The sequence below is a fragment of the Streptomyces sp. NPDC046215 genome (assembly GCF_040646215.1).
Lineage (GTDB): Bacteria > Actinomycetota > Actinomycetes > Streptomycetales > Streptomycetaceae > Streptomyces > Streptomyces stramineus.
In genome coordinates, this window is the sequence record NZ_JBEYZW010000053.1 from 1 (window position 1) to 25,460 (window position 25,460).

20 protein-coding genes are annotated in these 25,460 nt (G+C 70.4%); 6 read left to right on the plus strand and 14 right to left on the minus strand.

Annotated elements, in window-relative coordinates:
* Positions 1 to 138: 138 nt before the first annotated feature.
* From ABZ951_RS22170 to ABZ951_RS22185, 4 genes are all read right to left on the minus strand, one after another.
* On the minus strand, positions 139 to 2,646 hold the full coding sequence (locus ABZ951_RS22170; RefSeq protein ID WP_361280512.1) for a hypothetical protein: 2,508 nt from the start codon (positions 2,644 to 2,646) through the stop codon (positions 139 to 141).
* A 306-nt stretch (positions 2,647 to 2,952) separates the two neighbouring features.
* Positions 2,953 to 3,333: a DUF6113 family protein gene (locus tag ABZ951_RS22175; RefSeq protein WP_344094763.1), complete on the minus strand. Its 381-nt coding sequence runs from the start codon at positions 3,331 to 3,333 to the stop codon at positions 2,953 to 2,955.
* Positions 3,334 to 3,338: 5 nt separating this feature from the next.
* A complete protein-coding gene (gene mshB, locus ABZ951_RS22180; protein ID WP_344094761.1) occupies positions 3,339 to 4,232 on the minus strand; it encodes an N-acetyl-1-D-myo-inositol-2-amino-2-deoxy-alpha-D-glucopyranoside deacetylase in 894 nt (297 codons plus the stop codon).
* 70 nt (positions 4,233 to 4,302) lie between these two features.
* Positions 4,303 to 4,497: a hypothetical protein gene (locus tag ABZ951_RS22185; RefSeq protein ID WP_344094759.1), complete on the minus strand. Its 195-nt coding sequence runs from the start codon at positions 4,495 to 4,497 to the stop codon at positions 4,303 to 4,305.
* A gap of 283 nt (positions 4,498 to 4,780) precedes the next feature.
* Between ABZ951_RS22185 and ABZ951_RS22190 the strand changes: the two genes are divergently transcribed.
* From ABZ951_RS22190 to ABZ951_RS22215, 6 genes are all read left to right on the plus strand, one after another.
* Complete coding sequence (locus tag ABZ951_RS22190; RefSeq protein WP_344094757.1) at positions 4,781 to 6,904, plus strand: alpha/beta fold hydrolase; 2,124 nt, start codon at positions 4,781 to 4,783, stop codon at positions 6,902 to 6,904.
* A 204-nt stretch (positions 6,905 to 7,108) separates the two neighbouring features.
* Positions 7,109 to 8,086: an ABC transporter permease gene (locus tag ABZ951_RS22195; protein ID WP_344094755.1), complete on the plus strand. Its 978-nt coding sequence runs from the start codon at positions 7,109 to 7,111 to the stop codon at positions 8,084 to 8,086.
* 81 nt (positions 8,087 to 8,167) lie between these two features.
* Positions 8,168 to 9,961 carry an ABC transporter substrate-binding protein gene (locus ABZ951_RS22200; RefSeq protein WP_344094753.1) on the plus strand — a complete coding sequence of 598 codons (1,794 nt, stop codon included), beginning with the start codon at positions 8,168 to 8,170 and terminating at the stop codon, positions 9,959 to 9,961.
* Between the two features lie 84 nt (positions 9,962 to 10,045).
* Positions 10,046 to 11,023 carry an ABC transporter permease gene (locus tag ABZ951_RS22205; protein WP_344094751.1) on the plus strand — a complete coding sequence of 326 codons (978 nt, stop codon included), beginning with the start codon at positions 10,046 to 10,048 and terminating at the stop codon, positions 11,021 to 11,023.
* Between the two features lie 121 nt (positions 11,024 to 11,144).
* Positions 11,145 to 12,170, plus strand: a complete 1,026-nt coding sequence (locus ABZ951_RS22210) for an ABC transporter ATP-binding protein (RefSeq protein WP_344094749.1) — start codon at positions 11,145 to 11,147, stop codon at positions 12,168 to 12,170.
* A gap of 13 nt (positions 12,171 to 12,183) precedes the next feature.
* A complete protein-coding gene (locus tag ABZ951_RS22215; protein ID WP_344094748.1) occupies positions 12,184 to 13,323 on the plus strand; it encodes an oligopeptide/dipeptide ABC transporter ATP-binding protein in 1,140 nt (379 codons plus the stop codon).
* A gap of 73 nt (positions 13,324 to 13,396) precedes the next feature.
* On the opposite strand, the gene ABZ951_RS22220 is transcribed toward ABZ951_RS22215, so the two are convergent.
* The 10 genes from ABZ951_RS22220 to ABZ951_RS22265 form a co-directional block, all read right to left on the minus strand.
* A complete protein-coding gene (locus tag ABZ951_RS22220; RefSeq protein ID WP_344094746.1) occupies positions 13,397 to 14,458 on the minus strand; it encodes a dipeptide ABC transporter ATP-binding protein in 1,062 nt (353 codons plus the stop codon).
* Positions 14,448 to 15,452, minus strand: coding sequence for an ABC transporter ATP-binding protein (locus tag ABZ951_RS22225; protein WP_344094744.1), 1,005 nt, complete (start codon positions 15,450 to 15,452; stop codon positions 14,448 to 14,450). The genes ABZ951_RS22220 and ABZ951_RS22225 overlap by 11 nt, the downstream gene beginning before the upstream one ends.
* An 11-nt stretch (positions 15,453 to 15,463) precedes the next feature.
* On the minus strand, positions 15,464 to 16,432 hold the full coding sequence (locus ABZ951_RS22230) for an ABC transporter permease (protein WP_344094742.1): 969 nt from the start codon (positions 16,430 to 16,432) through the stop codon (positions 15,464 to 15,466).
* On the minus strand, positions 16,425 to 17,348 hold the full coding sequence (locus ABZ951_RS22235; RefSeq protein WP_344094740.1) for an ABC transporter permease: 924 nt from the start codon (positions 17,346 to 17,348) through the stop codon (positions 16,425 to 16,427). The genes ABZ951_RS22230 and ABZ951_RS22235 overlap by 8 nt, the downstream gene beginning before the upstream one ends.
* Before the next feature lie 72 nt (positions 17,349 to 17,420).
* Positions 17,421 to 19,037 carry an ABC transporter substrate-binding protein gene (locus tag ABZ951_RS22240; RefSeq protein ID WP_344094738.1) on the minus strand — a complete coding sequence of 539 codons (1,617 nt, stop codon included), beginning with the start codon at positions 19,035 to 19,037 and terminating at the stop codon, positions 17,421 to 17,423.
* A 199-nt stretch (positions 19,038 to 19,236) separates the two neighbouring features.
* A complete protein-coding gene (locus ABZ951_RS22245) occupies positions 19,237 to 20,397 on the minus strand; it encodes a dipeptide ABC transporter ATP-binding protein (RefSeq protein ID WP_344094736.1) in 1,161 nt (386 codons plus the stop codon).
* Positions 20,390 to 21,448 carry an ABC transporter ATP-binding protein gene (locus tag ABZ951_RS22250; protein ID WP_344094734.1) on the minus strand — a complete coding sequence of 353 codons (1,059 nt, stop codon included), beginning with the start codon at positions 21,446 to 21,448 and terminating at the stop codon, positions 20,390 to 20,392. Before ABZ951_RS22250 ends, ABZ951_RS22245 begins: the two co-directional genes overlap by 8 nt.
* A gap of 11 nt (positions 21,449 to 21,459) precedes the next feature.
* Positions 21,460 to 22,401 carry an ABC transporter permease gene (locus tag ABZ951_RS22255; protein ID WP_344094732.1) on the minus strand — a complete coding sequence of 314 codons (942 nt, stop codon included), beginning with the start codon at positions 22,399 to 22,401 and terminating at the stop codon, positions 21,460 to 21,462.
* Complete coding sequence (locus tag ABZ951_RS22260; protein WP_344094730.1) at positions 22,394 to 23,320, minus strand: ABC transporter permease; 927 nt, start codon at positions 23,318 to 23,320, stop codon at positions 22,394 to 22,396. The genes ABZ951_RS22255 and ABZ951_RS22260 overlap by 8 nt, the downstream gene beginning before the upstream one ends.
* A 95-nt stretch (positions 23,321 to 23,415) precedes the next feature.
* A complete protein-coding gene (locus tag ABZ951_RS22265; protein WP_344094728.1) occupies positions 23,416 to 25,047 on the minus strand; it encodes an ABC transporter substrate-binding protein in 1,632 nt (543 codons plus the stop codon).
* Positions 25,048 to 25,460: the final 413 nt, after the last annotated feature.

Here is a 25,460-nt window from a genome sequence, read left to right on the forward strand (position 1 = left end):
CGTGCGTGGTCAGCGGGGGTGTGTGCTGTGTCCGCCGTCGTGTGCCGACTATCAATTTTGTCTGGGGTGCGGGGGGAGCGCGGCGCGGGGCGCGCCCCCGTGCCGAGTGGCACGGGGGCTCGCCGGTGACGCGGTGCGTCAGCTGCCGTTGACCGGGATCGTGGCGATCCGCTCGGCGGGCGTCTTGCCGAGCAGCGCCTTGCGCAGCGGGCCCACGACGTCCGTCGGCTGGACGGGCGTCTTGGTGCCGTCGCCGCGCTGGATGAGCACGCCGTTGAAGGCCGTGCCGTACAGCTCCTTGAGCGCTTCGAGGTTGTAGTTGTCGACGAGCTTCCCGCCGACCTCCTTGACGGCCAGGATCTTCGGCAGCGAACGGTCCGGACCGAACTGGATCTTGTGCGCGGCGTCGACCTGGACGGTGACGAGCCCCGACATCGCGGGCTTCGCGAAGTCCTTCATCATCCGGTCGACCTCGGCGTTGCTCACCTTCGGCTGCTGGTGGGAGCTGGGCAGCGTGACGGGCTTGTCCTCGCCGGTGGCGGCGCGGTCGCGGTACGCCTGGGCGACGGTCTTGACCGCGCTGTCGGTGTCCACGCCCTCGTACGCCTGGCCGTACACGGGCACGGCCTTGCCCGGCTCGAACTTGATCGTGCCGTCCTTGGACGAGCCCGACTCGCCGGCCAGCGCCTTGAGCGCGGAGGCGATCTTCTCCTCGTCCGCGACGATCTCGGCCTCGGCCGTGCGGCCGCCGCCGACGAGGGAGCCGATGACGGTGAGCGGGTTGTAGTCCCGCCCGGCCGCCGCCCGGACCGTGGCCTGGGTGTCGATGGACAGGCCCGCCACGGCGGGCTTGAGCTGTGCTTCCTTGCCACCGATCGACACCTTCAGCGGCTTGGCGGCACGGTCGCCGAGCGCGGTGTCGAGCTTTTGGACGGCGTCCTCCTTGGAGCTGCCGCCGATGGCCACGCCGAGCACGGTCGTGCCCTTCGGCACGTCCGCGTGGTCGAGGGCCAGGCCCGCGCCGTACGCGACGGCGACCAGGCCGACGAGCCCGCCGCCGAGCAGGACGAGCTTGGAGCGGCCCTGCTTCTTGGGCGCGGCCTTCGGTGCGGCCTTGGGGGCGCTCTTGGGCGCGCTCTGCGCCGCGGGAGCGGCCGCGCCGGGGCCGGGCACCTTGGGCTTGGGGACGGGCACGCGGGGCGCGCCGGAGTCCACGGCAGCGGCCTTCCGCCCGGGGCCGGGCGGCGGGGGGACGGCGGGGACGCCGCCGACGCGCGTCTGCCCGCCGGCCTGGCCACCGGCGGCGGGGGGCTTGGGCCCGCCCTTCTTGCCGCCGCCCTTGCCGCCCTTGCCGCCGCCCTTGGGCTGCTGCTTGCCGGCCGGGGCGGGCGCGCCGCCGTTCGGTGCGGGGACGCGCGGCGTGCCCTCGCGGGGGGTGTCCGTACGGCCGCCCGCGAAGGCGGCTCCGCCCGCAGGAGCGGCGAACGGCGTGGCCGTCCCCTGGTCCATGGTGGGCGCGGGGAACTGCTGGGTGCTGTCCGCGCCGTCGTTCCACGCCGGGGCGCCCGTGCTCATGGGCGGGGTGGACTGCATGATCGGGTTGGTGCCCGTGGCCATCGGGTCGACGGGCCAGGGGGTGCTGCCCGTGGTCTGCGGCGTGGCGGGCTCGCCGGGCCAGGGCGTCGCGCCCGTGGTGGACATGCCGTCGGAGGGCACACCCTGCCAGGGGGCGCCGGCACCGCCCGCGCCACCGGGCGCGGAGGGCCCGGAGGATCCTGCGGAACCAGCGGTTCCGGAGGCGCCGGGCCAGTCGTCGACCTGCGAACCGGAACCTCGCGCGGCGCGGGCCGCGGAGGCGTCGGCCTGCCACTGCGGCGTCCCCGCCACCGGGCCGGCCGGCCAGTCGTCGACGGGCGCGGCGGGCTGCTGCTGGGCGTTCTGCTGCTGCTGTGCCTGCTGCTGCGCGGCTGTGGGCACCGAGCCCTCGCGCACCCACGGCGCCCCGCCGGTGCCCGCGCCGGGGGTCCCGGTGGCGGGCGAGGGGCTGACGGGCCAGTCGTCGACGGGTGAAGCGGAACCCGTTCCCGGGGTGCCCGCGGCGCCGTCGGCGGGCCAGGGTGTGGCCGCCGTCGTCGAAGGGCTGACGGGCCAGTCGTCGACCGGCGGGGAGGACTGCTGCGGGGCGCCCGGCGCCGCGGAGTCGCCCGGCCACGGCGTCGCCGCCGTGGTCTGGGGGTCGCCCGCGGGCGGCGTGGTGCCGCCGGGTGCCTGCCGGCGGGGGGCCGCCTGCGCGGGCGCGGCGGGGGCCGCCGGGCCGGACTTGCGCGGGGCGAACCAGTCGCTGGTCTTGTCCTTCGCCGCGGCGCCCGACGGGCGCTCCGGCTCCGGGCGCGCGGGAGCCGCGGACGGCTCGGGGCGCCGGGGCAGGGCGGGCTTGCGCTCGGCGCCGCCCGTGGGGGCGGTGCCCGGTCCCTGCGCGGCGGCCGGGCCCGGCGCGGGCGCGGCGGCGTTGTCCGCGGCGGGGCCGCCCTCGTCGACGGGCGTCCGCATGATGACCGGCGGGATGGGCCGCGAGCCGGGGATGTTGATGCGGATCCGCGTCGTCAGCGTGGTCTCGGTCCTGGGCTCTTCCGGCTTCGGCGCCATGGCCGGCTCCTCGCTGCCGCCGCCGTCCTGTGACGGGTGGCGGGTTCCGTACGGCGGGGTCCCCGACGGGTAAGCGGCGCCACCGCGCCCCTGGGGCCCGGAGGACGAACTGTCAGATTCACGGCTCAAAGCAGGTTCTCCCGGTTAGCTCCGCCGCCCGTCATGACCTCGCTCGGGCGGCTCGGCGGCGCGCACCACCATACTGGGCACCGCGGACGCGCGATTGACGGCCGCTGGATCACCCCGGCGACACAAGGGGCGAAGGGTGTCTTGGCGCCTCGGACGCGTCAGGCGGAAATCGTCACGTCACTTGCCAAGTCGGACCGAAGGCCCGCCCGGTTGCGGCAGTTTCGACAGCGTGGCGCACATCACAACCACGGCCATCCCTCCCAGCAGGAAGACATACGACCCGATTCCGGCACCGAAGAGGAAGTCGCCCTCGGACCGGCTCGCGGTCAGCAGCAGCACCGCCAGCAGCCAGCCCGCTCCGGGCACCACGCCGCCGGTTCTGGTGCGGGTGGCGGTGATGCCGCCGTAGCAGAGCCCGGCGATGCCCAGCAGGGCGAGCAGCAACCCGCCGGGGAACCAGCCGCCTTGGACGAGCGCCCCCGCGGCCCCGACCAGGGCCCCGAGCGCGCCGAGCCCGGCATACGCGGCCAGGCGCGCGCCGTTGAGCGGGGACGCCAGGCCGGTCACGCGCCCACCCCCGCGAAGAGGTCGTCCTCGCGGCCGGCCGCGGCCGTGCCCCGGACGAGCCGGTAGTACTCGTCGGCGAGGAGCGGCTGCCCCAGATCGTTGGAGAGCGCGAAGAACGGGCCGTCCACGGCGATCTGGGTGGCGTGGGCCCGCATGGCGGCCGCCTTCGCGGGCGCGTAGGCGGAGCTGTCGATCGCCGCCGTCACCTCTTCGTCGGCGACGACGCCCGGTACGTCGGAGGGCGAGGCGATGCCGGGGAAGAGCTTGTCCTCGCCCCGCTCGCGCAGCCGTGCGAAGCCCGCCTCCACGACGGAGCGCGGCACGCAGTTCCAGTAGACCTTGGCGACCGTGTGGGCATCGCCCAGATCGCGGCGGAACGCCGGCTCCGCGGCCAGCTCCACGGCGCGCATCGCGACGCGGTGCGCCTGGATGTGGTCGGGGTGGCCGTAGCCGCCGTCGGGGTCGTAGGTGACCAGCACTTGCGGACGGACCTCGCGGATCACCTCAACGAGGTACGCGGCGGCCTCGTCGACATCGGCGCGCCAGAAGCACTCGGGGCGCTCGTTCTGCGGGGCGCCCATCATGCCGGAGTCGCGGTACCGGCCGGGGCCGCCGAGGAAGCGGTGGTCGGTGACGCCCAGCTCGGCCATCGCGGCGGAGAGTTCGCCGATGCGGTGGGCGCCGAGGGTGTCGTCCCGGTCGGCCGCCAGGTGGGCCAGGCCGGCCGGGATCACTTCGCCCTCCTCACCGAGGGTGCAGGTCACCAGGGTGACGTGGGCCCCTTCGGCGGCGTACTTGGCCATGGTCGCGCCGTTGTTGATCGATTCGTCGTCCGGGTGCGCGTGCACCAGGAGCAGCCGGCGGCCTGGCAAGTGGGAGCGGTCGGTCATGGGGAACAGCCTACGAGCCCCGCCGCCCCCGCGGGGAGCCGCCCGTACGGAGGACCTTTTCCCCCACGGGTCAGAACTTGATGCTGTTGATGATCCCCGTGACGCTCGACGTCAGCTGGTTGAGGGTCGGGGCGATCGACGAGCTCGCCAGGTAGAAGCCCAGGAGCACGCAGACCACGGCGTGGCCCGCTTTCAGCCCCGACTTCCGGACCAGCAGGAAGACGATGATCGCCAGCAGCACCACCGCCGAAATCGAGAGTGCCACGGCGGTTCACCTCCAGTAAGCGGGTCGGACGGACATGACGGACGGACGACGGGCCGGGCGCCGCGGCGGACAAGCTGACGAACGCCACGGCACACGGCTGACGGACACCCCGCGGAGGGGACGCATCGGCAGGAACGGCAACACCGATACAGCGACGTCCTCCACGGCGCGGCCACCGTGCGCCAGCGATCATAACTTTCTGCAGCCTCTCCATCACTCGGTGCACAGGGGCACACCCGGGGCGCACGGCGAGTTCTCGCCGCCCCGCCGTAGGCTCGCCCGCATGACAGGAGAGCTCTCGTTCCCGCGGCAGCACGCTCGTACTCAGCGCTTTTCCCTCGGCGCGCCGCGCGCCTTCAGCGTGTCGCCGGACGGCTCGCGCGTCGTCTTCCTTCGCTCCCGTACCGGAACCGACCGCGCCAACGTGTTGTGGGTACTCGATCCGGCCACCGGGCGGGAGCACCCGGCCGCCGACCCGGCGGTCCTGCTCGGCGGGGCCGACGAGGAGTTGTCCGCCGAGGAGCGGGCCCGGCGCGAGCGCAGCCGCGAGGGGTCCGCGGGCGTCGTCGGGTACGCCGTGGACAGCGCGGTGGAGACGGCCGCGTTCGCGCTGTCGGGGCGGCTGTTCGTCGCCGGGCTGCGCGACGGCGGCACCGCCCGTGAACTGCCCGTGCCGCAGCCCGTCGTGGACCCGCGCCCCTCGCCCGACGGCCGCCGCATCGCCTATGTGACCGGCGGCGCGCTGCGCGTCGCCGAGGCGGACGGCAGCGGTGACCGCGCCCTGGCCGAGCCCGAGGGCCCCACCGTGACCTGGGGGCTCGCGGAGTTCGTCGCGGCCGAGGAGATGGACCGGGCGCGCGGCTTCTGGTGGGCGCCGGACGGGGAGTCCCTGCTGGCCGCGCGCGTGGACGACGCGCCCGTGCGCCGCTGGTGGATCGCCGACCCGGCCAACCCGGACCGCCGGCCGGCCGAGGTCGCCTACCCGGCGGCGGGCACCCCCAACGCCGAGGTGTCGCTGTCCCTGTTGCGGCTCGGCGGGGGCCGGACGGACATCGTGTGGGACCGCGAGGCCCACCCGTACCTGGCGCGCGTCCACTGGTCCGCCGGCGGCCCGCCCCTGCTGCTGGTGCAGGCCCGTGACCAGCGCAGCCAGCTGTGCCTGACGGTGGACACCGAGACGGGTGCGACCCGAGTGGCACACACGGACGAGGACCCAATCTGGCTGGATCTTTTCCCTGGCGTGCCCGTGTGGACCCCCGATGGCCGACTCGTACGGATCGCCGACGAGGACGGCGCCCGGGTGCTGGTGGTCGGCGGCCGCACGCTGACCGGACCGCACTTGCACGTCCGCGCCGTGCTGGACGTCTCCGAGGAGGACGTGCTGGTCACGGCGTCGGCAGGACCTGGTGCGACCGCCCCGGAGACCGGCGAGACCCACGTCTACCGGGTCACCGAGGACGGCGTGGAACGCATTTCCCAGGGCCGTGGATGGCATTCGGCGGTGCGTTCGGGCGCGGTCACGGTGCTGGTGTCGGCGTCACTGGAGCGCAGCGGTGCGTCGGTCGAGGTGGTGCGCGACGGCAAGCGGGTCGCGTCCGTGGCCTCGCACGCCCATACGCCGGTGCTGTCCGCCCGCGTGCGGCTGACCGAAGCAGGCGCGCGCCGCATTCCGTGCGCCGTGTTGCTGCCGACCGGTTACGCCGAGGGGGACGGCCCGCTGCCGGTCCTCATGGACCCGTACGGCGGGCCGCACGGGCCGCGCGTCGTCGCGGCCCACAACGCCCACCTGACCTCGCAGTGGTTCGCCGACCAGGGCTTCGCGGTCGTGGTCGCCGACGGGCGGGGCACCCCGCACCGCTCCCCCGCCTGGGAGAAGGCCGTGCGCGACGACTTCGCGGGCGTCACCCTGGACGACCAGGTGGACGCGGTCCGGGCGCTCGCGGAGCGCTTCCCGCTGGACCTCTCGCGGGTCGCGATCCGGGGCTGGTCCTACGGCGGGTACCTGGCGGCGCTGGCCGTGCTGCGCCGCCCGGACGTCTTCCACGCGGGTGTCGCGGGCGCCCCCGTCACGGACTGGCGTCTGTACGACACCCATTACACGGAGCGCTACCTCGGCGACCCGGGCGAGCAGCCGGGCGTCTACGCCCGCAACTCCCTGGTCACCGAGCAGGGGCTGGCGGAGGCCGCCGGGCAGGCCCGGCCGCTGATGATCGTGCACGGGCTGGCCGACGACAACGTCGTGGCCGCGCACACCCTGCGGCTCTCCTCGGCCCTCCTCGCGGCAGGCCGGCCGCACGAGGTGCTGCCGCTGTCCGGGGTGACGCACATGACCCCGCAGGAGCAGGTCGCGGAGAATCTCCTGCTGCTCCAGGTCGACTTCCTCAAGCGGTCCCTCGGCCTGTCCTGACCGTCCCGCGGCGCGGCGTGCCCGGCAGCCCTGTCAAGCACGCCGCGTCGTCGATCTGCACAACCTTCGCTCAAGATGCCGGACCCGGCCGCCTCCGGGCCCGCAGCCCCCTTGACTGCGCCGTAAATCCATTGCCACAGTCCGCTCAACCCACCGCGTGCCGGCTGTTCGCGGGGGCTGTCCCGACGACGGGGGATTTGCGCGATGACGGGTACTTCCCAGAGCCTGGCCGCTCCCGTGGAGCTCGCGGGGCGCTCGCCCGGGCAGCTGATGTGGCGTCGCTTCAGACGCGACCGCGCGGGGGTGGTCTCCGCGTACGTCGTGGCGTTCTTCTTCCTCGTCGCCCTCGCGGCCCCGCTGATCTCCCGGCTCTACGGCAAGAATCCGACGACGACCTACGGGCTCAACGAACCGGGCCTGCTCAATGAGTTCGGCTATCCCGTGCAGCCCAACGGCGGTATTTCCGGCCGTTTCTGGTTCGGTATCGAGCCGACACTGGGACGGGACGTCCTGACGCAGCTCGTCTACGGAATCCGCACCTCGCTGCTCATCGCCGCGGCGGCCACCGTGCTGTGCGTGCTGACCGGCGTTCTGGTGGGGGTGACGGCCGGCTATCTCGGCGGCCGGACGGACTATCTCCTGGGCCGTTTCACGGATCTGCTGCTGGCCTTTCCCTCGCAGTTGTCGTTCGTGGCGTTCACCCCGGTCGTCTATTCCCTCTTCGTCAGTCCGGAGAAGGAGACGCCGACGTACCTGCGGGTGCTGACGCTGATCCTCGTGCTGTGGGTGCTGGGCTGGATGGGCCTGGCGCGGCTGCTGCGCGGGCAGGTCCTGAGCCTGCGGGAGCGGGAGTTCGTCGAGGCGGCGAAGGTCACCGGCGCCTCGCCCTGGCGCATCATCCGCAAGGAACTGCTGCCCAATCTCTGGACGCCGATCCTGGTGCAGTCGACGCTGATGCTGCCCTCGATCGTGACCATCGAGGCGGGCCTTTCCTTCATCGGCGTCGGCATCGTGGAACCCACCCCGGACTGGGGCCGGATGTTCGCCAACGGCGCCCATTACTACGAGAGCGACATCACCTATATCTTCTTCCCCGGCCTCGCGATGATCCTCTTCGTGGTCGCCTTCAATCTGCTCGGGGACTCGGTCCGGGACGCCTTCGACCCGAAGACCAAACGCTAGCCCGGGCGCTCTCCGGCGGCCGGCCCCACAACTGACGCAACGCCTTACCAGTTTTCTACGGACAGGCAGGTGCATCGATCCATGAAGACTTCTCACAGGCCAGGAGCCCGGCGCTGCGGGGCCGCGGCGCTGGCGGCCGGGGCCCTGGTGCTCGCCGCGTGCAGCAGCGGTGGCGGGGGCGGCGGAGGCGACAAGAGCCAGGGGCCGGGCGAGGACAAGACCAAGTCCTCCAACTACTCCATCGGCACCAAGGAGGACTCCACCGGCCCGGCGCCCGGCGTCCCGGGGGCGAAGAAGGGGGGCACCGTCACCGTGCTCCAGCGCGACGCCTTCCACCACCTGGACCCGGGGCAGATCTATTACGCCGACGTCCTGGCCAACCAGTTGCTCTACAACCGCTCCCTGACCGCCTACAAGATCGGCGACAAGGGGCAGGTGAAGGTCGTCGGCGATCTGGCCACGGACGCCGGCACCGCCTCGGACGGCGGGAAGACCTGGAAGTTCACCCTCAAGGAGGGACTGAAATTCGAGGACGGCTCCCCCATCACCTCCAAGGACGTGCGGTGGAGCGTCGAGCGGCTCTACGCCTCCTACCAGTCCGACGGCCCGCTCTACATCCCGCAGTGGCTCTCGGGTGAGGGCAGCACCTTCCGCAAGGCCCTGCCGGACGGCCCGTACAAGGGGCAGCACCTGCCCTCCTCGGTGCTGGACACCCCCGACGACCGGACCGTCATCTTCCATTTCCTTCAGCCGCACGCGGACACCCCCTTCGCGACCGCCATGCCCAACATCGGCGCCGTCAAGGCGGAGAAGGACACCAAGCAGAAGTACGACAACGCCCCCTTCTCCTCGGGGCCGTACAAAGTCGGCGACTACAAGGTCGGCAAATCCCTGACGCTGGTGAAGAACGAGAACTGGGACCCCGGGACGGACCCCGTCCGCCACCAGTACGCCGACAGGTTCGACATCAGCTTCGGCCACCAGTACGCCGACTCCACCCGGCGCCTCCTCGCCGATCAGGGCGGCGACAAGAACGGCCTGTCGTTCTCCAACGCCGTGGCCCCCGAGATGACGGAGAAGGTGCTCCAGGCCGACACCGAGCGGCGCCGCTTCATCGAGGTCCAGCCCTACGTCGACTACATGACCATCAACGTCGACCGCATCAAGGACGTACGGGTCCGCAAGGCGATCGTCCACGCGATGCCCAACGGGCAGGTGCTCCAGCAGAACGGCGGGGCGTCCGCCGGGCTCCTGGCCACCAACTACCTCTCGCCCGCGATGGACGGCTACCAGCCGACCGACCCCTACGGAAAGAAGGCCAAGCCCAACGGCGACCCGGAGAAGGCCAAGGCCCTGCTCAAGGAGGCCGGCAAGGAAGGCCAGGAGATCGTCTACGCGTACGCCAACACCGACGTCCACCAGAAGGTCGCCGTGGTGGTGGCCCAGGCCCTGGAGCGGGCCGGCTTTAAGGTGCAGAAGAAGGAGGTCGACTCCAACACCTGGCGGACCGCCATCGCCGAGGTGAAGAACAAGTTCGACATCTACCGCAACTCCTGGGGCGCGGACTGGCCCGTCTCCTCGACCGTCGTCCCGCTGCTCTTCGACGGCCGTCAGATCGCCGACGGCAGTCAGAACTACAGCCACCTCAACAGCCCCGCCGTCAACGCCGAGGTCGACCGCATCAGCAAGATCCCGGACGTGAAGCAGGCCGGCCCCGCGTGGCAGAAGCTCGCCGACCGGATCCTCACCGAGGAGGCCCCGGCGGCGCCCACGTTCTACAACCGGCAGTTCTCGCTGTGGGGTTCGAACCTCGGCGGGGTGAAGTACCACCCGGTCTACGGGACCGTCGACCCGACCGGCGTCTACGTGAAGTAGCCGGGCGCAGCCCCGCTCCCCGCCCGGCCGGGCCCGTGCCCCGGCCGGGCCCGCCGCGACCCGCCGACCGGAGACCGCGACCCCATGCTTCGATTCCTCGCCCGCCGCTCGCTCGGCGCGCTCGTCATCATCCTGCTGATCAGCGCGATCACCTTCACCCTCTTCTTCGCGCTGCCCTCCCAGCCGGCGCTGATGTCCTGCGGCAAGAACTGCACCCCGGACGCCATCGCCCTCATCAACAAGAACCTCGGCCTCGACGACCCGGTGCCCGTGCAGTACTGGCACTACATGGCGGGCATCTTCGCGGGCCGCGACTTCCAGGTCGGCCACTGCCCGGCCCCCTGCTTCGGCTACTCCTTCTCCAACCAGCAGCCGGTCTGGGGCACCATTGTCGACCGCTTCCCGACCACGCTGTCCATCACGCTCGGCGGCGCGTTCGTCTTCCTCGTCGTCGGCATCGGCATCGGCATGCTCGCCGCCGCCTTCCGGGGCACCTGGGTCGACAAGTTCGTCAGCTCCCTGTCGCTCGTCGGCAACGCCCTGCAGATCTACTTCGTGGGCGTCATCGCCCTGGCCGTCCTCGTCAGCGGGCTGCACTGGATGGACAACCCCGCCTACCACCCGATCACCGAGAACCCCGTGAAGTGGTTCACCGGCATGCTCATCCCCTGGCTGGTGCTCTCCATCATCTTCATCGCCAACTACAGCCGGATGACGCGCTCACAGATGATCGAGCAGCTCGGCGAGGACCATGTGCGCACCGCGCGCGCCAAGGGGCTGGGCCGGCGCACGGTCTTCTTCCGGTACGCCTGGCGGGGGGCCATGGCGCCGATCGTCACCATCTTCGGCATCGACCTCGGCTCGCTGTTCGGCGGCGCGATCATCACCGAGTTCACCTTCAGCCTGCACGGGCTGGGCCGGCTGGCGGTCTCCTCGGTGAGCGAGACCGACCTGCCCACCCTGATGGCCGTGATGCTCGTCGGCTGCACGGCCATCGTCGTCGCCAACATCGTCGTCGACGCCGCCTACGCCTTCATCGACCCGCGCGTGCGCTTCGCCTGAGCGCTCCGCCGGAAGCCCGGCACGCCGGCCGCGGGTGCGTCGTGGCTGGTCGCGCAGTTCCCCGCACCGGACTTCACCAGGACCGCTCCGCAGCCGCCCGACACCCAGGAGTACCACCGCCGTGACCGAGACCAGAGCCTTCCTCTCCGTGCGGGACCTGTACGTGCGCTTCGACACCGAGGACGGCGTCGTCCAGGCCGTCGACGGGCTGGACTTCGAGCTGGAGCGCGGCCGGACGCTCGGCATCGTCGGGGAGTCCGGCTCGGGGAAGTCCGTCACCAACCTCGCCGTCCTCGGGCTGCACGACCGGCGGCGGACGGAGATCCGGGGCGAGATCCTGCTGGACGGGCAGGAGCTGACGGGCGCGCCGGAGCCGACCCTGGAGAAGCTGCGCGGCAACAAGATGGCCATGATCTTCCAGGACTCCCTCACCGCGCTCTCCCCCTACTACACCGTCGGCCGGCAGATCGCCGAGCCCTTCCGCAAGCACACCGGCGCGTCCCGGCGCGAGGCCCGGCAGCGGGCCGTGGAGATGCTCGACAAGGTCGGCATCCCGCACGCCGCGCTGCGCGCCGACGACTACCCGCACCAGTTCTCCGGCGGCATGCGGCAGCGGGCGATGATCGCGATGGCGCTCGTCTGCGACCCCGAGCTGCTGATCGCCGACGAGCCGACGACGGCGCTCGACGTGACGGTGCAGGCGCAGATCCTCGACCTGCTCAAGGACCTCCAGCAGCAGACCGGTTCGTCGATCATCCTCATCACCCACGACCTGGGCGTCGTCGCCCACACCGTGGACGAACTGCTGGTGATGTACGCCGGACGGGCCGTCGAGCGCGGCACCGTCCGCGAGGTGCTGCGCTCGCCCCGGCACCCGTACACCTGGGGGCTGCTGGGCTCGATGCCGCGCCTGGCGTCGGACGTCGAGGAGCCGCTCACCCCCGTCCCCGGGACGCCGCCCAGCCTCCTGGCCCCGCCGCCCGGCTGCCCCTTCCATCCGCGCTGCGCCTTTACGGCGGCCGTGGGCGGGGACCGCTGCCGCACCGAGCGGCCCCGGCTGCCGGCGGGCCGGGGAGCCGCCTGCCACCTCACGGACGACCAGCAGCGGACGACGTTCGCCGAGCAGATCAAGCCCCGACTGGGCTGAGGAGCCATACGCCATGACCGAGAACGCCTTGCCGCCCGCGCCCCGTCAGGCCCCGCCCGGGGGCGAGCCGCTGCTCGTCGCCGAGGGGCTGACCAAGCACTTCCCGATCCGGGCCGGCTTCCCCTTCAAGCGCACGGTCGGCGCGGTGCAGGCCGTGGACGGCATCGACCTGACCGTCCTGGCCGGGGAGAGCTTCGGCCTGGTCGGCGAGTCGGGCTGCGGGAAGTCCACCACCGGGCGGCTGCTGACGCGCCTCCTGGAGCCGACCGCCGGGCGGATCACCTACCGGGGGCGGGACATCACGCACGCGGACCGCCGGGCGCTGGCACCGGTCCGCCCCGAGATCCAGATGGTCTTCCAGGACCCCTACGCCTCGCTGAACCCCCGGCAGACGGTCGGCCGGATCATCTCCGGCCCCATGGAGATCAACGGCCTGCGCCCGCCCGGCGGCCGTGAGCGGCGCGTGCGCGAGCTGCTGGAGACGGTGGGTCTTAACGCCGAGCACTTCAACCGCTTCCCGCACGAGTTCTCCGGCGGCCAGCGGCAGCGCATCGGCGTCGCCCGCGCCCTTGCCCTGGAGCCCCGGATCGTCGTGGCCGACGAGCCCGTCTCCGCCCTGGACGTCTCCATCCAGGCCCAGGTGATCAATCTGCTCCAGCGGCTCCAGCGCGAGCTGGGCATCGCGTTCCTCTTCATCGCCCACGACCTCGCCGTCGTACGGCACTTCTCGCAGCGCGTCGCCGTGATGTACCTCGGGAAGATCGTCGAGGTGGGCGACCGCGACGACATCTACGAGCGGCCGCGCCACCCCTACACCCACGCGCTGCTCTCGGCCGTCCCCGAGGCGTCGGACCTCATGGACGAGGGGGTACCGGCCGGAGGTGGCCGGGAGAGGATCCGCCTCGCGGGCGACGTGCCGTCCCCGGTCCGGCCGCCGTCAGGCTGCCGCTTCCGCACCCGGTGCTGGAAGGCGACGGAGAAGTGCGCGGAGGAGGCGCCGCCGCTGGTGCGCCGGCCGGACAGCGCAGCCGGGCACCTGGCGGCCTGCCACTTCCCGGAGCCGCCGACGGTCCGGCGCACCACGGAGGTCATCCTGGACCCGGCGCTGCGGGCGGCGGAGCGCCCGCCGAAATCCAGCCCGTCCGGCGCTTGAGGACGCGCCCGCAGGGCGCCCGCCGCCGCAGACGGCCACGACGGCCCGCAGCCGAAAAGCCGCCGGGCACCCCCTACGCCCCCTCCCCCCCGGCGGAGCCGACCGGAGGAACCACACTCCGCTCCTCCGCATAATGGCAAGCCGAAGGATGCCCCGTCGGCTCGCCGCCCTCGCGGAACCAGTCGGGCACCTCCAGCGGCGGCACCACCTGCGCGCACTTCTCCTTCGCCTTCCAGCAGCGGGTGCGGAAGCGGCAGCCGGACGGCGGGTGGGCCGGCGAGGGCACGTCCCCCGCGAGCAGGATCCTCTCGCGCCGCTCCCGCGCTTGGGGGTCCGGGACGGGCACGGCCGACAGCAGCGCCTGCGTGTAGGGGTGGGTGGGGTGCTCGTAGATCTGGGTGCCGGTGCCCACTTCGGCGAGGCGGCCGAGGTACATCACCGCCACCCGGTCGGAGATGTGGCGCACCACCGACAGGTCGTGGGCGATGAAGACGTAGCTCAGGTCGAACTCGTTCTGCAGCCGCTCCAGCAGGTTGACGACCTGGGCCTGTACGGACACGTCCAGGGCCGAGACCGGCTCGTCGGCGACGATCACCTCGGGGCGCAGGGCCAGGCCGCGGGCGATGCCGATGCGCTGCCGCTGACCGCCGGAGAACTGGTGCGGGTAGCGGTTGATGTACTCGGGGTTGAGGCCGACGACGTCCAGCAGTTCGCGCACCTTCTGCCGCCGGCTGCCCTTGGGCGCCACCTCCGGGTGGATCTCGAACGGTTCGCCGACGATGTCGCCGACCGTCATCCGCGGGTTGAGCGAGGTGTAGGGGTCCTGGAAGACCATCTGGATGTTGCGGCGCACGGCTTTGAGGGCGGGGCCGGAGAGGCGGGTGATGTCCTCGCCCTTGTAGCGGATCTGCCCGCTGGTCGGCCGTTCCAGGTTGACCAGCAGCTTCGCGACCGTCGACTTGCCGCAGCCGGACTCCCCGACGATGCCGAGCGTCTCGCCGCGCCGCAGGTCGAAGGAGATGCCGTCGACGGCCCGGACGGCGCCGATCTGCCGTTTGAAGAGGATGCCCTGCGTCAGCGGGTAGTGCTTGACGAGGTCCCGCACCTCCACAATCGCCTCGCCGTCAGCGCTCATCGAGGGTTTCCTTCCAGAAGTGGCAGGCGCTGGCGCGGCCGGGGGCCACGGCGAAGAGCGGCGGCCGGTCCGTGCGGCAGATGTCCTGGGCCTTGGGGCAGCGGGGGTTGAACGGGCAGCCGGGCGGGATCGCGGTCAGGTTGGGCGGCAGACCCTTGATCGCGTAGAGCTGACGGCCCTTGTGGTCCAGGCGGGGGATGGAGTCCAGCAGGCCGCGGGTGTACGGGTGGGCGGGGGCGGCGTAGAGGGCGTGCACGGGGGCGGTCTCCACGATGCGGCCGGCGTACATCACCGCGATCTCGTCCGCGACGTCCGCCACGACGCCCAGGTCGTGGGTGATCAGGACGAGGCCCATGTGGTACTCGCGCTGCAACTCCGCGAGCAGGTCCATGACCTGGGCCTGGACGGTGACGTCCAGCGCGGTCGTCGGCTCGTCCGCGATGATCAGGTCCGGCTCCAGGGCCAGCGCCATCGCGATCATGATGCGCTGGCGCATCCCCCCGGAGAACTGGTGCGGGTAGTCGCCCAGCCGCTCCTTGGCGGCCGGGATACGGACCCGGTCCATCAGCTGGACCGCCTTCGCCCGGGCGTCCTTGCGGGCCATCCGCTCGTGCACCTGGAACATCTCGGCGAGCTGGGCGCCCACGCTCATCACGGGGTTGAGCGAGGACAGCGCGTCCTGGAAGATCATCGCCAGCTTGGCACCCCGCACCCGGCGGCGGGTCTCGGCACCCATGGTCAGCAGGTCCCGGCCGCGGAAGAGGACCTGGCCGCCGGTGACGAAGCCCGGCGGCGAGTCGAGGATGCCCATGATCGCCTGCGCGGTCACCGACTTGCCCGACCCCGACTCCCCCAGCACCGCCAGGGTCCGGCCGGCCGCCACGCTGTAGCTGACGCCGTTGACCGCCTTGGCCACGCCGTCCCGGGTGCGGAACTCCACCTGGAGGTCGCGCACGTCCAGCAGGGTCGCCGGCTCGTCGTTCGGGTGCTCCATCCGCCCGCTCCTCAGCGCAGTTTGGGGTCGAGGGCGTCGCGCACCGCGTCGCCGAGCATGATGAACGCCAGCACCGTGATGCTCAGCGCCCCCGCGGGCCACAGCAGCATGTGCGGGGCGTTGCGGATCTGGGGGGAGGCGTTGGAGATGTCGATGCCCCAGGACACGGTGGGCGGCTTCAGGCCGACGCCCACGAACGACAGCGTCGCCTCCAGAGCGATGTACGTGCCCAGCGCGATGGTCGCCACGACGATGACGGGCGCCACCGCGTTGGGCGCGATGTGCCGCAGCAGCATCCGCCGGTTGCCGGCGCCCAGGGCCCGGGCCGCCTGGACGTAGTCGTTCTGCTTGGCGGTGACCACGGAGCCGCGGGCGATCCGGGAGATCTGCGGCCAGCCCAGCAGCACGATGAACCCGACGACGGGCCACACCGAACCGCTGGTGACCACGGAGAGGAAGACCAGCCCGCCGAGGACGATCGGGATGCCGAAGAAGATGTCGGCGATCCGGGACAGCAGCGCGTCCCACCAGCCGCCGAAGAACCCGGCCAGCCCGCCCAGCACGCTGCCGAGCAGGGCGGCCCCCGCCGTGGCGCAGACGCCGACGGCGATGGAGGCCCGGGCCCCGTGGACCGTCCGGGTGTAGACGTCGCAGCCCTGGGCGTCGAAGCCGAAGGGGTGCCCGGCCTGGGAGCCCTCCTGGGCCCGGGCGAGGTCGCACGCGAGGGGGTTTCCGCTCGCGATCAGACCAGGCCAGAGCGCGATCAGCACCAGAAAGAGGATGACCAGGCCGGAGGCCACGAAGACGGGGTTGCGCCGCAGGTCGTGCCAGGCGTCGGACCACAGGCTGCGGTCCTTGCCGCTGCCGGGGCCGCCGGGTACCGGGCCGCCCTCCAGGGTCTGCGCGTCCTCGGTGGCCAGGGTCATCGCCCCGCCGTCACCGGGGGTGATGGCGTCCTGTGTTCCGTGGGATTCAGGCATAGCGGATCCTCGGGTCGAGCACGGCGTAGAGGAGGTCGACCAGCAGGTTCGCCAGCAGGAAGACGATGACGAGGATCGTCACGAAGCCGACGACGGTCGGGGAGTTCTGGCGCAGGATGCCCTGGTAGAGCTGGAAGCCGACGCCGTGGATGTTGAAGATCCGCTCGGTGACGATGGCGCCGCCCATCAGCGCTCCGATGTCGGTGCCGATGAAGGTGACCACCGGGATGAGGGAGTTGCGCAGCAGGTGCCGGGTGATGATCCGGTGGCGGGGCAGGCCCTTGGCGACGGCGGTGCGGATGTAGTCCGCGCGGGAGTTCTCCGCGACGGTGGTGCGCGTGAGCCGGGTGACGTAGGCAAGCGAGGTCAGGGCCAGCACGACGCCCGGCAGGAGCAACTCGTCGAAGGGGGCCTCCGGGGAGACGGCCGGGGAGACCAGCTCCCACTTCACGCCGAAGAGGAACTGCAGCACGTAGCCGCTGACGAACGTCGGGATGGAGACGACGATCAGGGTGAGCAGCAGGACGCCGGTGTCGATCGAGCGCCCGCGCCGCAGCCCGCTGAGCACGCCGAGCGCGAGGCCGACGACGATTTCGAAGAGGATCGCCACCAGCGTCAGGCGCAGGGTCACCGGGAAGGCGTTCGCCATCAGTTCGGTGACGTCCTGGCCGTTGAAGGCGGTGCCGAAGTCACCGGTGAGGATCTGGCCCATGTAGTGCAGGTACTGCTTCCACAGCGGCTCGTCGAGGTAGAGGTCCGCGCGGATGCGCGCCGCGGTCGCCGGGTCGGGTGCCCGGTCGCCGAAGAGCGCGGCGACGGGGTCGCCCAGGGCGTAGACCATGAAGAAGATCAGGAACGTGCTGCCGATGAAGACCGGGATCATCTGGAGCAGCCGCCGGATCACATACCGTCCCATGGGGGCTCCGGGGTGTGGGGAGGGGAGGCCGGGCGCCCTTGGCGGGGCGGCTCCCTTTGACGGACGCCGGGGTCAGCCGACCTTGATCTGCTCGTACACGGGGACGCTGAAGGGGTTGAGCGTCACGTCGGAGATCTGCGGGGAGAATCCGGCGCTGCCGTTCTGGTACCAGAGGGGGATGGCCGGCATCTGTTCGGCGAGGATCTGCTCCGCGTCCTGGAATTTGGCGTTGGCCTTGTCCTGGGAGCTCTCGGCGTTGGCCTCGTCGACGAGTTTGTCGAACTCCGGGTCGCTGAACTTCCCGTAGTTGGAGGAGGCGCCGCTGTAGTACAGGGGCTGGAGGAAGTTCTGGGCGAGCGGGTAGTCCATTTGCCAGCCGGAGCGGAACGGGTTGGTCAGCCGGTGCTCGGAGATCTGGTTGCGGAAGTCGGCGAAGGTGCCGACGGGGTTGACGGTGCATGCCTTGTCGTTGCCGAGGGTGTTGTTGATGCTGTTGCAGACGGCGTCCATCCACACCCGGTGGGAACCGGTGTCGACGTTCGAGGTGAGGGTGATCCGGCCGCCCGGCAGGCCGCCGCCCTCCTCGATCAGCCTCTTCGCGGTGGCGGGGTCGTAGTCGCACGCGTCGCCGCACAGGCCGGCCTTGTAGCCGCCCTTGTCGCCGAGGGCGGGTGAGGTCCAGTCGGTGGCGGGGGTGCGGGTCCGGTGGTAGATCTGCTCGGTGATCTGCTCGCGGTTGATCGCCATGGACAGGCCCCGGCGGACCTTCTCCCGGCCCTCGCCGGACCAGTTCTTGTCGTACATCGGGAAGACGACGGTCTGGACGATGCCCGCCGGCTGGTTGATGTAGCGGTCACCGAGGTCTTTCTTGACGTTCTTGAGCTGGGCACTGGGAATGTCGTCGGCCAGGTCGAGATTGCCGGCCTGGAGGTCGGTGTAGGCGGTGTTGTTGTCGGTGTAGACCCGCAGTTCCACCCCGTTGTTGCGGGCCTTGTCCTCGCCCGGGTAGCCGTCCCATTTCCGCAGCCGCATCGCGGATCCCTTGGTGTAGGAGTCGATGACGTACGGGCCGTTGCCGACGGGTTTCTTCAGCCAGGCCGCGTGGTCGTCGAAGAAGGCCCGCGGGAGCGGCGCGTAGGCGGTGTAGCCGAGGGTGTCGGGCCAGGTGGAGAACTTGGTCCGCAGCTTGACGGTGAAGGTGCGGTCGTCCTTGACGGCCAGGCCGGACAACGTCTTGGCGCTCGCGGTGCCGCCGGCGGGGTGGACCTTGTCGTAGCCGTCGACGTATTCGAAGAAGGGGGCGTTCTTCTGTTTGTTGTCGACCAGGGCCGCGTAGTTCCAGGCGTCCACGAAGGACTTCGCGGTGACCTTCTCGCCGTTGCTGAAGGTCCAGCCGTCCTTCACGGTGACGGTGAAATTCTGCTGGTCGGTGGTCTCGATCTTCTCGGCGAGCATGTTCTCGGCGGCGCCGCTCTTCGGGTCGTAGCGCTTGAGCCCGCGGAAGATCATGTCCAGGACCTTGCCCCCCTGGACCTCATTGGTGTTGGCGGGCTCCAGCTGGTTCTGCGGATCCCCCCAGGAGGCCCGCACCACGCCTTTTCCCGCGCCGCCGCCTCCTCCGCACCCGGAGGCCACGAGCACGACCGACAGCCCACAGGCGGCCCACTGGGCGCGCGCGGCTCCACGCATGGCATGCCTCCTCGGGTCCTAAAAATCGCGCTTAGGACCCAAATGACACCTCATTCCATGACTCTCCGCACTGTTATGGCCGCCGTCCGGGTACACCTCGCGCGGAAACCGCCGCGTCCCCGGGCGGCCGGGCACGCGTGAGGGCTCCCCCGGAAGATCCCGGGGGAGCCCTCACGCGGCTCGCTGCGGACGGCGGCGGTCAGGCCGCGCCCACCACCTGCTTCTCCTCCGCGAAGTGGCACGCCGACTCGTGCGCCGCCGGGGTGTCCAGGCCCGCGAAGACCTCGGGCACCGCCAGCAGCGGCACCTCCTCGGCGCACTTGTCCTCCGCCTTCCAGCAGCGGGTGCGGAAGCGGCAGCCGGACGGCGGGTTGGCCGGGGAGGGCACGTCACCGGTGAGGATGATGCGCTCCCGGCCCTCCCGGGCGGCGGGGTCGGGGACCGGGACGGCCGACAGCAGCGCCTGGGTGTAGGGGTGCGTCGGGTGGTCGTAGATCGCCGTGTCCGAGCCGATCTCGGCCATCTTGCCGAGGTACATCACACCGACCCGGTCGGAGATGTGCCGGACGATCGACAGGTCGTGCGCGATGAAGAGGTAGGAGAGGTTGAACTCGTCCTGGAGCTTCTCCATCAGGTTGATGACCTGGGCCTGGACGGACACGTCCAGCGCCGACACCGGCTCGTCGCAGATGATGATCTCCGGGTTGAGCGCCAGGCCGCGCGCGATGCCGATGCGCTGGCGCTGACCGCCGGAGAACTGGTGGGGGTACCGGTTGATGTACTCGGGGTTGAGGCCGACGACGTCCAGCAGGTCCTGGACCCGCTTGCGGCGGTCACCCTTCGGTGCCACCTCGGGGTGGATGGCGAAGGGCTCGCCGATGATGTCGCCGACCGTCATCCGCGGGTTGAGCGAGGTGTACGGGTCCTGGAACACCATCTGGATGTTGCGGCGCACGGCCTTCAGCGCGCGGCCGGACAGCTTGGTGATGTCCTGGCCCTTGTAGAAGACCTCGCCGGAGGTGGCCGTCTCCAGGGTCATCAGCAGCTTGGCGACGGTCGACTTGCCGCAGCCGGACTCGCCCACGATGCCGAGCGTCTCGCCCTGGTACAGGTCGAAGGAGATGCCGTCGACGGCCTTGACCGCGCCGATCTGCTTCTTGATCAGGATGCCCTGCGTCAGCGGGAAGTGCTTGACGAGGTTGCGGACCTGGAGGATCGGCTCGCCGCGGCCCGCGGGCGCGTCGAGGACGGCCTCCACCTCGGCGGTCGTGCTGGCGTCGCTGGCCACCACATCGGTGACGTTCGGCGTCACGTCGGCCACGGCGTCGCCCTTCTTGCCGGACTTGTCGAGCTCAGCCATGGATCGTCTCCTTCCAGAAGTGGCACGCGCTGCCCCGGCCGGCCAGCTCCGCGCCGTCCCGCTCGGCGACCGGCTGCAGGGCCGGCGTCTCGGTGCGGCAGATGTCCTGCGCCTTGCCGCAGCGCGGGTTGAAGGCACAGCCGGAGGGGATGCGCAGCAGGTTGGGCGGCAGGCCCTTGATCGCGTAGAGCTCCTGGCCCTTCTGGTCCAGCCGCGGGATGGAGTCCAGCAGGCCGCGGGTGTACGGGTGCGCGGGGCGCTTGTACAGCTCGCGGACCGGCGCCGTCTCCACGATCCGGCCGGCGTACATCACGGCGATCTTGTCGGCGACGTCCGCCACCACACCGAGGTCGTGGGTGATGAGGATGAGGCCCATGTTGAACTCGCGCTGGAGCTCGGCCAGCAGGTCCATGACCTGGGCCTGGACGGTGACGTCCAGCGCGGTCGTCGGCTCGTCCGCGATGATCAGGTCGGGCTCCAGGGCCAGCGCCATCGCGATCATGATGCGCTGGCGCATGCCGCCGGAGAACTGGTGCGGGTAGTCGTTCACCCGCGCCGCGGCGGCCGGGATGCGGACCCGGTCCATCAGCTCGATGGACTTGGCCTTGGCGTCCTTCTTCGACAGGCCCTGGTGCACCCGGTACATCTCGCCGAGCTGGTAGCCGACGCTGAGCACGGGGTTCAGCGAGGACAGGGCGTCCTGGAAAATCATGGCGATCTTGCTGCCGCGGATCTTCCGCCGCTCCTCGGCGGACATCTTGAGCATGTCCTGGCCGCGGTAGAGGATCTCGCCCTGCGGGATCTTCCCGGGGGGCATGTCCAGGATGCCCATGATCGCCTGCGCGGTCACGGACTTGCCGGAGCCGGACTCGCCGAGCACGGCGAGGGTCTCACCGGCGTCGACGGAGTAGTTGACGCCGTTGACGGCCTTCGCGACGCCGTCGCGGGTGTGGAACTCCACGTGCAGGTCGCGGACTTCGAGCAGCGGGCCGCCCTTGCCGTCCGCCGCCCGGGGTTCGGGGACGTTCGCGGTCTTCTCCATAGTGGTCACGTACGCCTCCCTCAGCGCAGCTTGGGGTCGAGGGCGTCGCGCACCGCGTCGCCGAGCAGGATGAACGCGAGCACGGTGAGGCTCAGGAAGCCCGCCGGGATCAGCAGGACATGGGGGGCGTCACGCAGCTGCGACTGGCCGGCGGCGATGTCCACGCCCCAGGAGACCACCGGGTCCTGGAGGCCGATGCCGAGGTAGGACAGGGTCGCCTCGGTGGAGATGTAGCCGCCGAGCGCGATGGTGGCGACCACGATCACCGGGCCGATGACGTTCGGGAGGATGTGCCGGAACAGGATCCGGCCCGTGCCCGCGCCCAGCGCCCGGGCGGCCGTCACGAAGTCCGCCTCCTTCTGCGTGATGACGGCACCGCGCATGACGCGCGCGATCTGCATCCAGCCGAAGGTGGCCAGACCGAGCGTCACCGTCCACACCGTGCGGTGGGTGAACGCCTGAAGCAGCGTCAGACCACCGAGCAGCAGCGGGATGCCGAAGAAGATGTCCGTGAGGCGGGAGAGCAGGGTGTCGATCCAGCCGCCGAAGTAGCCCGCGAGCATGCCCAGGAGGCCGCCGAAGAGGGTGACCGCGAGGGTGACGCAGACACCGACGGTGATCGAGGCCCGGGCTCCGTGGACCGTACGCGCGTAGACGCTCTGGCCCTGCCCGTTGTAGCCGAACCAGTCCTTCTCGAAGACGTGGGACCAGTTCGGGGGGCTGAGGTAGTGGCCGCGCAGGTCGGCCTCGCGCGGGTCCACACCGGTGAACAGCGTCGGGAAGACCGCCATGAGGACGAGGAGGACCAGCAGCACGCCGGACGTCCAGAACAGCCAGCTGGAGCGCAGCTCGCGCCAGGCGTCCTGGCCCAGGCTGCGGGGCTTGCTGCCGTCGCCGCTCTTGAGGGCGGTGCTCACCGCTTCGGGCGTGGTGGTCTCGTGAGGCAGCGTCTTCTCAGGCATAACGGATCCTCGGGTCCAGGACGGCGTACAGCAGATCGACGACCAGGCTGCTCACGAGGTAGACGAGCACGAGCACGGTCACGATGCCGACCACGGTGGGGCCTTCGCTGGTCTGGATGGACCGGAAGAGCGTGTTGCCCACACCCTGGATGTTGAAGATGCCCTCGGTGACGATGGCGCCGCCCATGAGCATGCCGAGGTCGGTGCCGAGGAACGTGACGACGGGGATGAGGGAGTTGCGCATCAGGTGCACGCCGATCACCCGGCGCTTCGGCAGGCCCTTGGCCACGGCGGTCCGCATGTAGTCGGCCCGGCGGTTCTCGCTCACGGTGGTGCGCGTCAGCCGGGTGACGTAGGCCAGGGAGAGCGCGGCGAGCACGATGGCCGGGATCATCAACTGGCCCAGGTCCTCGCTGTCCTGGACGGTCGGTGTGATGACCTTCCACTTCATGCCCAGCAGGAACTGGGTGATGAAGCCGATGACGAACACCGGGATGGAGACCACGACCAGGGTCAGCACCAGCACGAACTGGTCCAGGAACTTGCCCCGCTTCAGGCCCGTGAGGACGCCGAGGGCGATGCCCACGACCACCTCGAAACCGAACGCGAGGAGGGCCAGCCGGATGGTCACCGGGAAGGCCTCGGCCATCAGGTCGGCCACGGGCCGGCCGGTGAAGCTCTGCCCGAAGTCGCCCTGGAAAAGGCCGGAGATGTAGTTCCAGTACTGCTCGAGCAGTGACTTGTCGAGGCCGTACTCGTGGCGCAGTCTCGCGACCGTCGCCGGGTCGGCCGCCTTCGGGCCGAACAGCGATTTGATGGGGTCGCCCGGAAGCGAGTAGACCATCAAGAAAATCAGCAAAGTGGTCCCGATGAACACCGGGATCATCTGGAGCAGTCGCCTCGCGACAAAGCGCCCCATGGTTCCTCCTGTCGCCGACGGGGCCCGGCGGCCGCCTCCGTGTCCTCGTGGGGGAAGGCGGCCACCGGGCCTGCGTCACTGCAAGCGTGTCCCGGTTACTTCTTGACCTCGACGTCTGTCCAGATCGCCTGGCGGAAGGAGTCGAACTTCACGTTCTGCACCTTCTTGGAGTAGCCGGCGAGCGTGTGGTCGAAGAACAGCGGGATGGAGGGCATGTGCTCGGTGAGGATCTTCTTCTCGGCCTCGGCGTAGAGCTTGTTCGACTCCTCGATGGTCTTGGAGGCGTCGGCCTTGTCCATCAGCTCGTCGATGGCCTTGTCACTGAACTCCATGTCGTTGGCACCGGCCTTGGTCCGGTACTGCGCGGAGATGAAGTTCTGGATGTTCGGGAAGTCCTGGACCCAGGCCATGCGGAAAGCGCTCTTCAGACGGCGCTCGGTGATGTCCGTGCGCGCCTGCTGGAAGGTCGGCTTCGGGTCGGTCACGCACTCGACGCCGCCGTTCTGGCGAATGTCGTTGCAGACCGCGTCCGCCCACTCCTTGTTGGCGCCGTCGGCGTTGTACATGAGGGTGATCTTGTTACCGGGGACACCGCCGCCGGCCTTGATCAGCTCCTTGGCCTTGGCCGGGTCGAACTTGCAGAACTCGCCGCAGGCGCCCGCCTGGTAGCCCTCGACGACCTTCGGGGTGTACCCGTCGGCCGCGTCCTTGCTGCCCTTGAGCGCGGTCTTCGCGATGGTCTCGCGGTCGATCGCCATGGACAGGCCCTGACGGACCTTCACCTTCTCCGGCTTGGCCCACTCGGCCTCGTACAGCGGGAAGGCGATGTTGGTGTTGCCGCCGAACATCTGGCTGATGGCGCGCTTGCCGAGGTCGTTCTTGAACTGGCCCGCCATGGAGTTGGGGACCTGGTACATGATGTCGAGCTTGTCGGAGACGAGGTCGTTGTAGGCCGCGTCGTCCTTGTTGTAGAACTTGAAGATGACGCCGCCGTTCTTCGGCTTGTCGTCACCCTTGTAGTCGGCGAACTTCTTGGTCTTGAACTCGACCTTGTGCTGCCAGTCGCCGTCCTGCTGGTACGGCCCGTTGCCGATCGGGTGCTCGCCGAACGCCTTGGGGTCCTTGTAGAACGCCTTGGGGAGCGGGGAGAACACGTCGTAGAAGAGCTGCTCCTTGAAGGTGGAGACCGGCTTCTTCAGGTCGATCGTGAACTCGAGGTCGCTGACGATCTTCAGGCCCTCGAGCTTGTCGGCCTTCGGGTCGCCCTTCTCCGGGTGGATCTCCTCGTAGCCCTTGATGGGCTCGAACCAGGAGGCGTTCAGCTGGGCGTTCTTGGCGTTGGCCGCCCAGTTCCACGCGTCGACGAAGGACGCGGACGTCTGCGGCTCGCCGTTGTGGAACTTCCAGCCCGGCTTCAGCTTGACCTTGAAGTGCTGGTTGTCGGTGGTCTCGATGCTCTCGGCCGCGACCATCCGCAGCTTCGACTTCTCGTCGAAGTCCACGAGGCTGCGGAAGAGGTTCTTGACGATGTACCCGCCACCGATTTCATTGGTGTTGCTCGGGATGAGCGGGTTCTGCGGTTCGACGTTGTAGTACGTATAGGTGCCGTCGGGATTGACAGCCGCGTTGTCGTCGTCACTGTCACTTCCACCGCCACCGCAGGCCGTTGCAGTCAGAGCAACGACAATTGCACCCGCGACCCAGGTAGCGCTCTTGGCACCGCGCATGGGTATGCCTCCTCAGGAGTCCACGTATCACTACAAGATGAGGCGCCGGCCCCACGCTGACACCCCTGACAGCGGAGACGGAACCGGCACCTCGAGTGTGCTCGTGAGTCGGCGCTCCCCACAGCGCGTGACCCATTGACCCGAGCTCAATGAACCCAACTATTAAGTACGTCCGGCTTGTAAACCACACTTAAAGGGTCTCGCTTTGGTCACATCGATCTCCGGCACCTGTCCGAAATCCGGACAAAGTGAGCACAGACAGACACCCGCGAAACGGACTGTTAACACAACAACAGGATCTGTCCGTCCGTTATGCGGACGAAGGGCAGGCTAAGTTGACGGATAATCCGCTGCCCGCGACAGGTCCCGGGGGCGTCCCGGTCCGAGCATGCCAGAGGCCCGGCACCGCCACG

What these genes read in the sequence shown, in the direction of transcription:
- ABZ951_RS22170 (WP_361280512.1), bottom strand. Translation starts at nt 2,646, where the DNA reads ATGGCGCCGAAGCCGGAAGAGCCCAGGACCGAGACCACGCTGACGACG.
- mshB (WP_344094761.1), bottom strand. Translation starts at nt 4,232, where the DNA reads ATGACCGACCGCTCCCACTTGCCAGGCCGCCGGCTGCTCCTGGTGCAC.
- ABZ951_RS22190 (WP_344094757.1), top strand. Translation starts at nt 4,781, where the DNA reads ATGACAGGAGAGCTCTCGTTCCCGCGGCAGCACGCTCGTACTCAGCGC.
- ABZ951_RS22195 (WP_344094755.1), top strand. Translation starts at nt 7,109, where the DNA reads ATGACGGGTACTTCCCAGAGCCTGGCCGCTCCCGTGGAGCTCGCGGGG.
- ABZ951_RS22200 (WP_344094753.1), top strand. Translation starts at nt 8,168, where the DNA reads ATGAAGACTTCTCACAGGCCAGGAGCCCGGCGCTGCGGGGCCGCGGCG.
- ABZ951_RS22205 (WP_344094751.1), top strand. Translation starts at nt 10,046, where the DNA reads ATGCTTCGATTCCTCGCCCGCCGCTCGCTCGGCGCGCTCGTCATCATC.
- ABZ951_RS22215 (WP_344094748.1), top strand. Translation starts at nt 12,184, where the DNA reads ATGACCGAGAACGCCTTGCCGCCCGCGCCCCGTCAGGCCCCGCCCGGG.
- ABZ951_RS22220 (WP_344094746.1), bottom strand. Translation starts at nt 14,458, where the DNA reads ATGAGCGCTGACGGCGAGGCGATTGTGGAGGTGCGGGACCTCGTCAAG.
- ABZ951_RS22225 (WP_344094744.1), bottom strand. Translation starts at nt 15,452, where the DNA reads ATGGAGCACCCGAACGACGAGCCGGCGACCCTGCTGGACGTGCGCGAC.
- ABZ951_RS22230 (WP_344094742.1), bottom strand. Translation starts at nt 16,432, where the DNA reads ATGCCTGAATCCCACGGAACACAGGACGCCATCACCCCCGGTGACGGC.
- ABZ951_RS22235 (WP_344094740.1), bottom strand. Translation starts at nt 17,348, where the DNA reads ATGGGACGGTATGTGATCCGGCGGCTGCTCCAGATGATCCCGGTCTTC.
- ABZ951_RS22240 (WP_344094738.1), bottom strand. Translation starts at nt 19,037, where the DNA reads ATGCGTGGAGCCGCGCGCGCCCAGTGGGCCGCCTGTGGGCTGTCGGTC.
- ABZ951_RS22245 (WP_344094736.1), bottom strand. Translation starts at nt 20,397, where the DNA reads ATGGCTGAGCTCGACAAGTCCGGCAAGAAGGGCGACGCCGTGGCCGAC.
- ABZ951_RS22255 (WP_344094732.1), bottom strand. Translation starts at nt 22,401, where the DNA reads ATGCCTGAGAAGACGCTGCCTCACGAGACCACCACGCCCGAAGCGGTG.
- ABZ951_RS22260 (WP_344094730.1), bottom strand. Translation starts at nt 23,320, where the DNA reads ATGGGGCGCTTTGTCGCGAGGCGACTGCTCCAGATGATCCCGGTGTTC.
- ABZ951_RS22265 (WP_344094728.1), bottom strand. Translation starts at nt 25,047, where the DNA reads ATGCGCGGTGCCAAGAGCGCTACCTGGGTCGCGGGTGCAATTGTCGTT.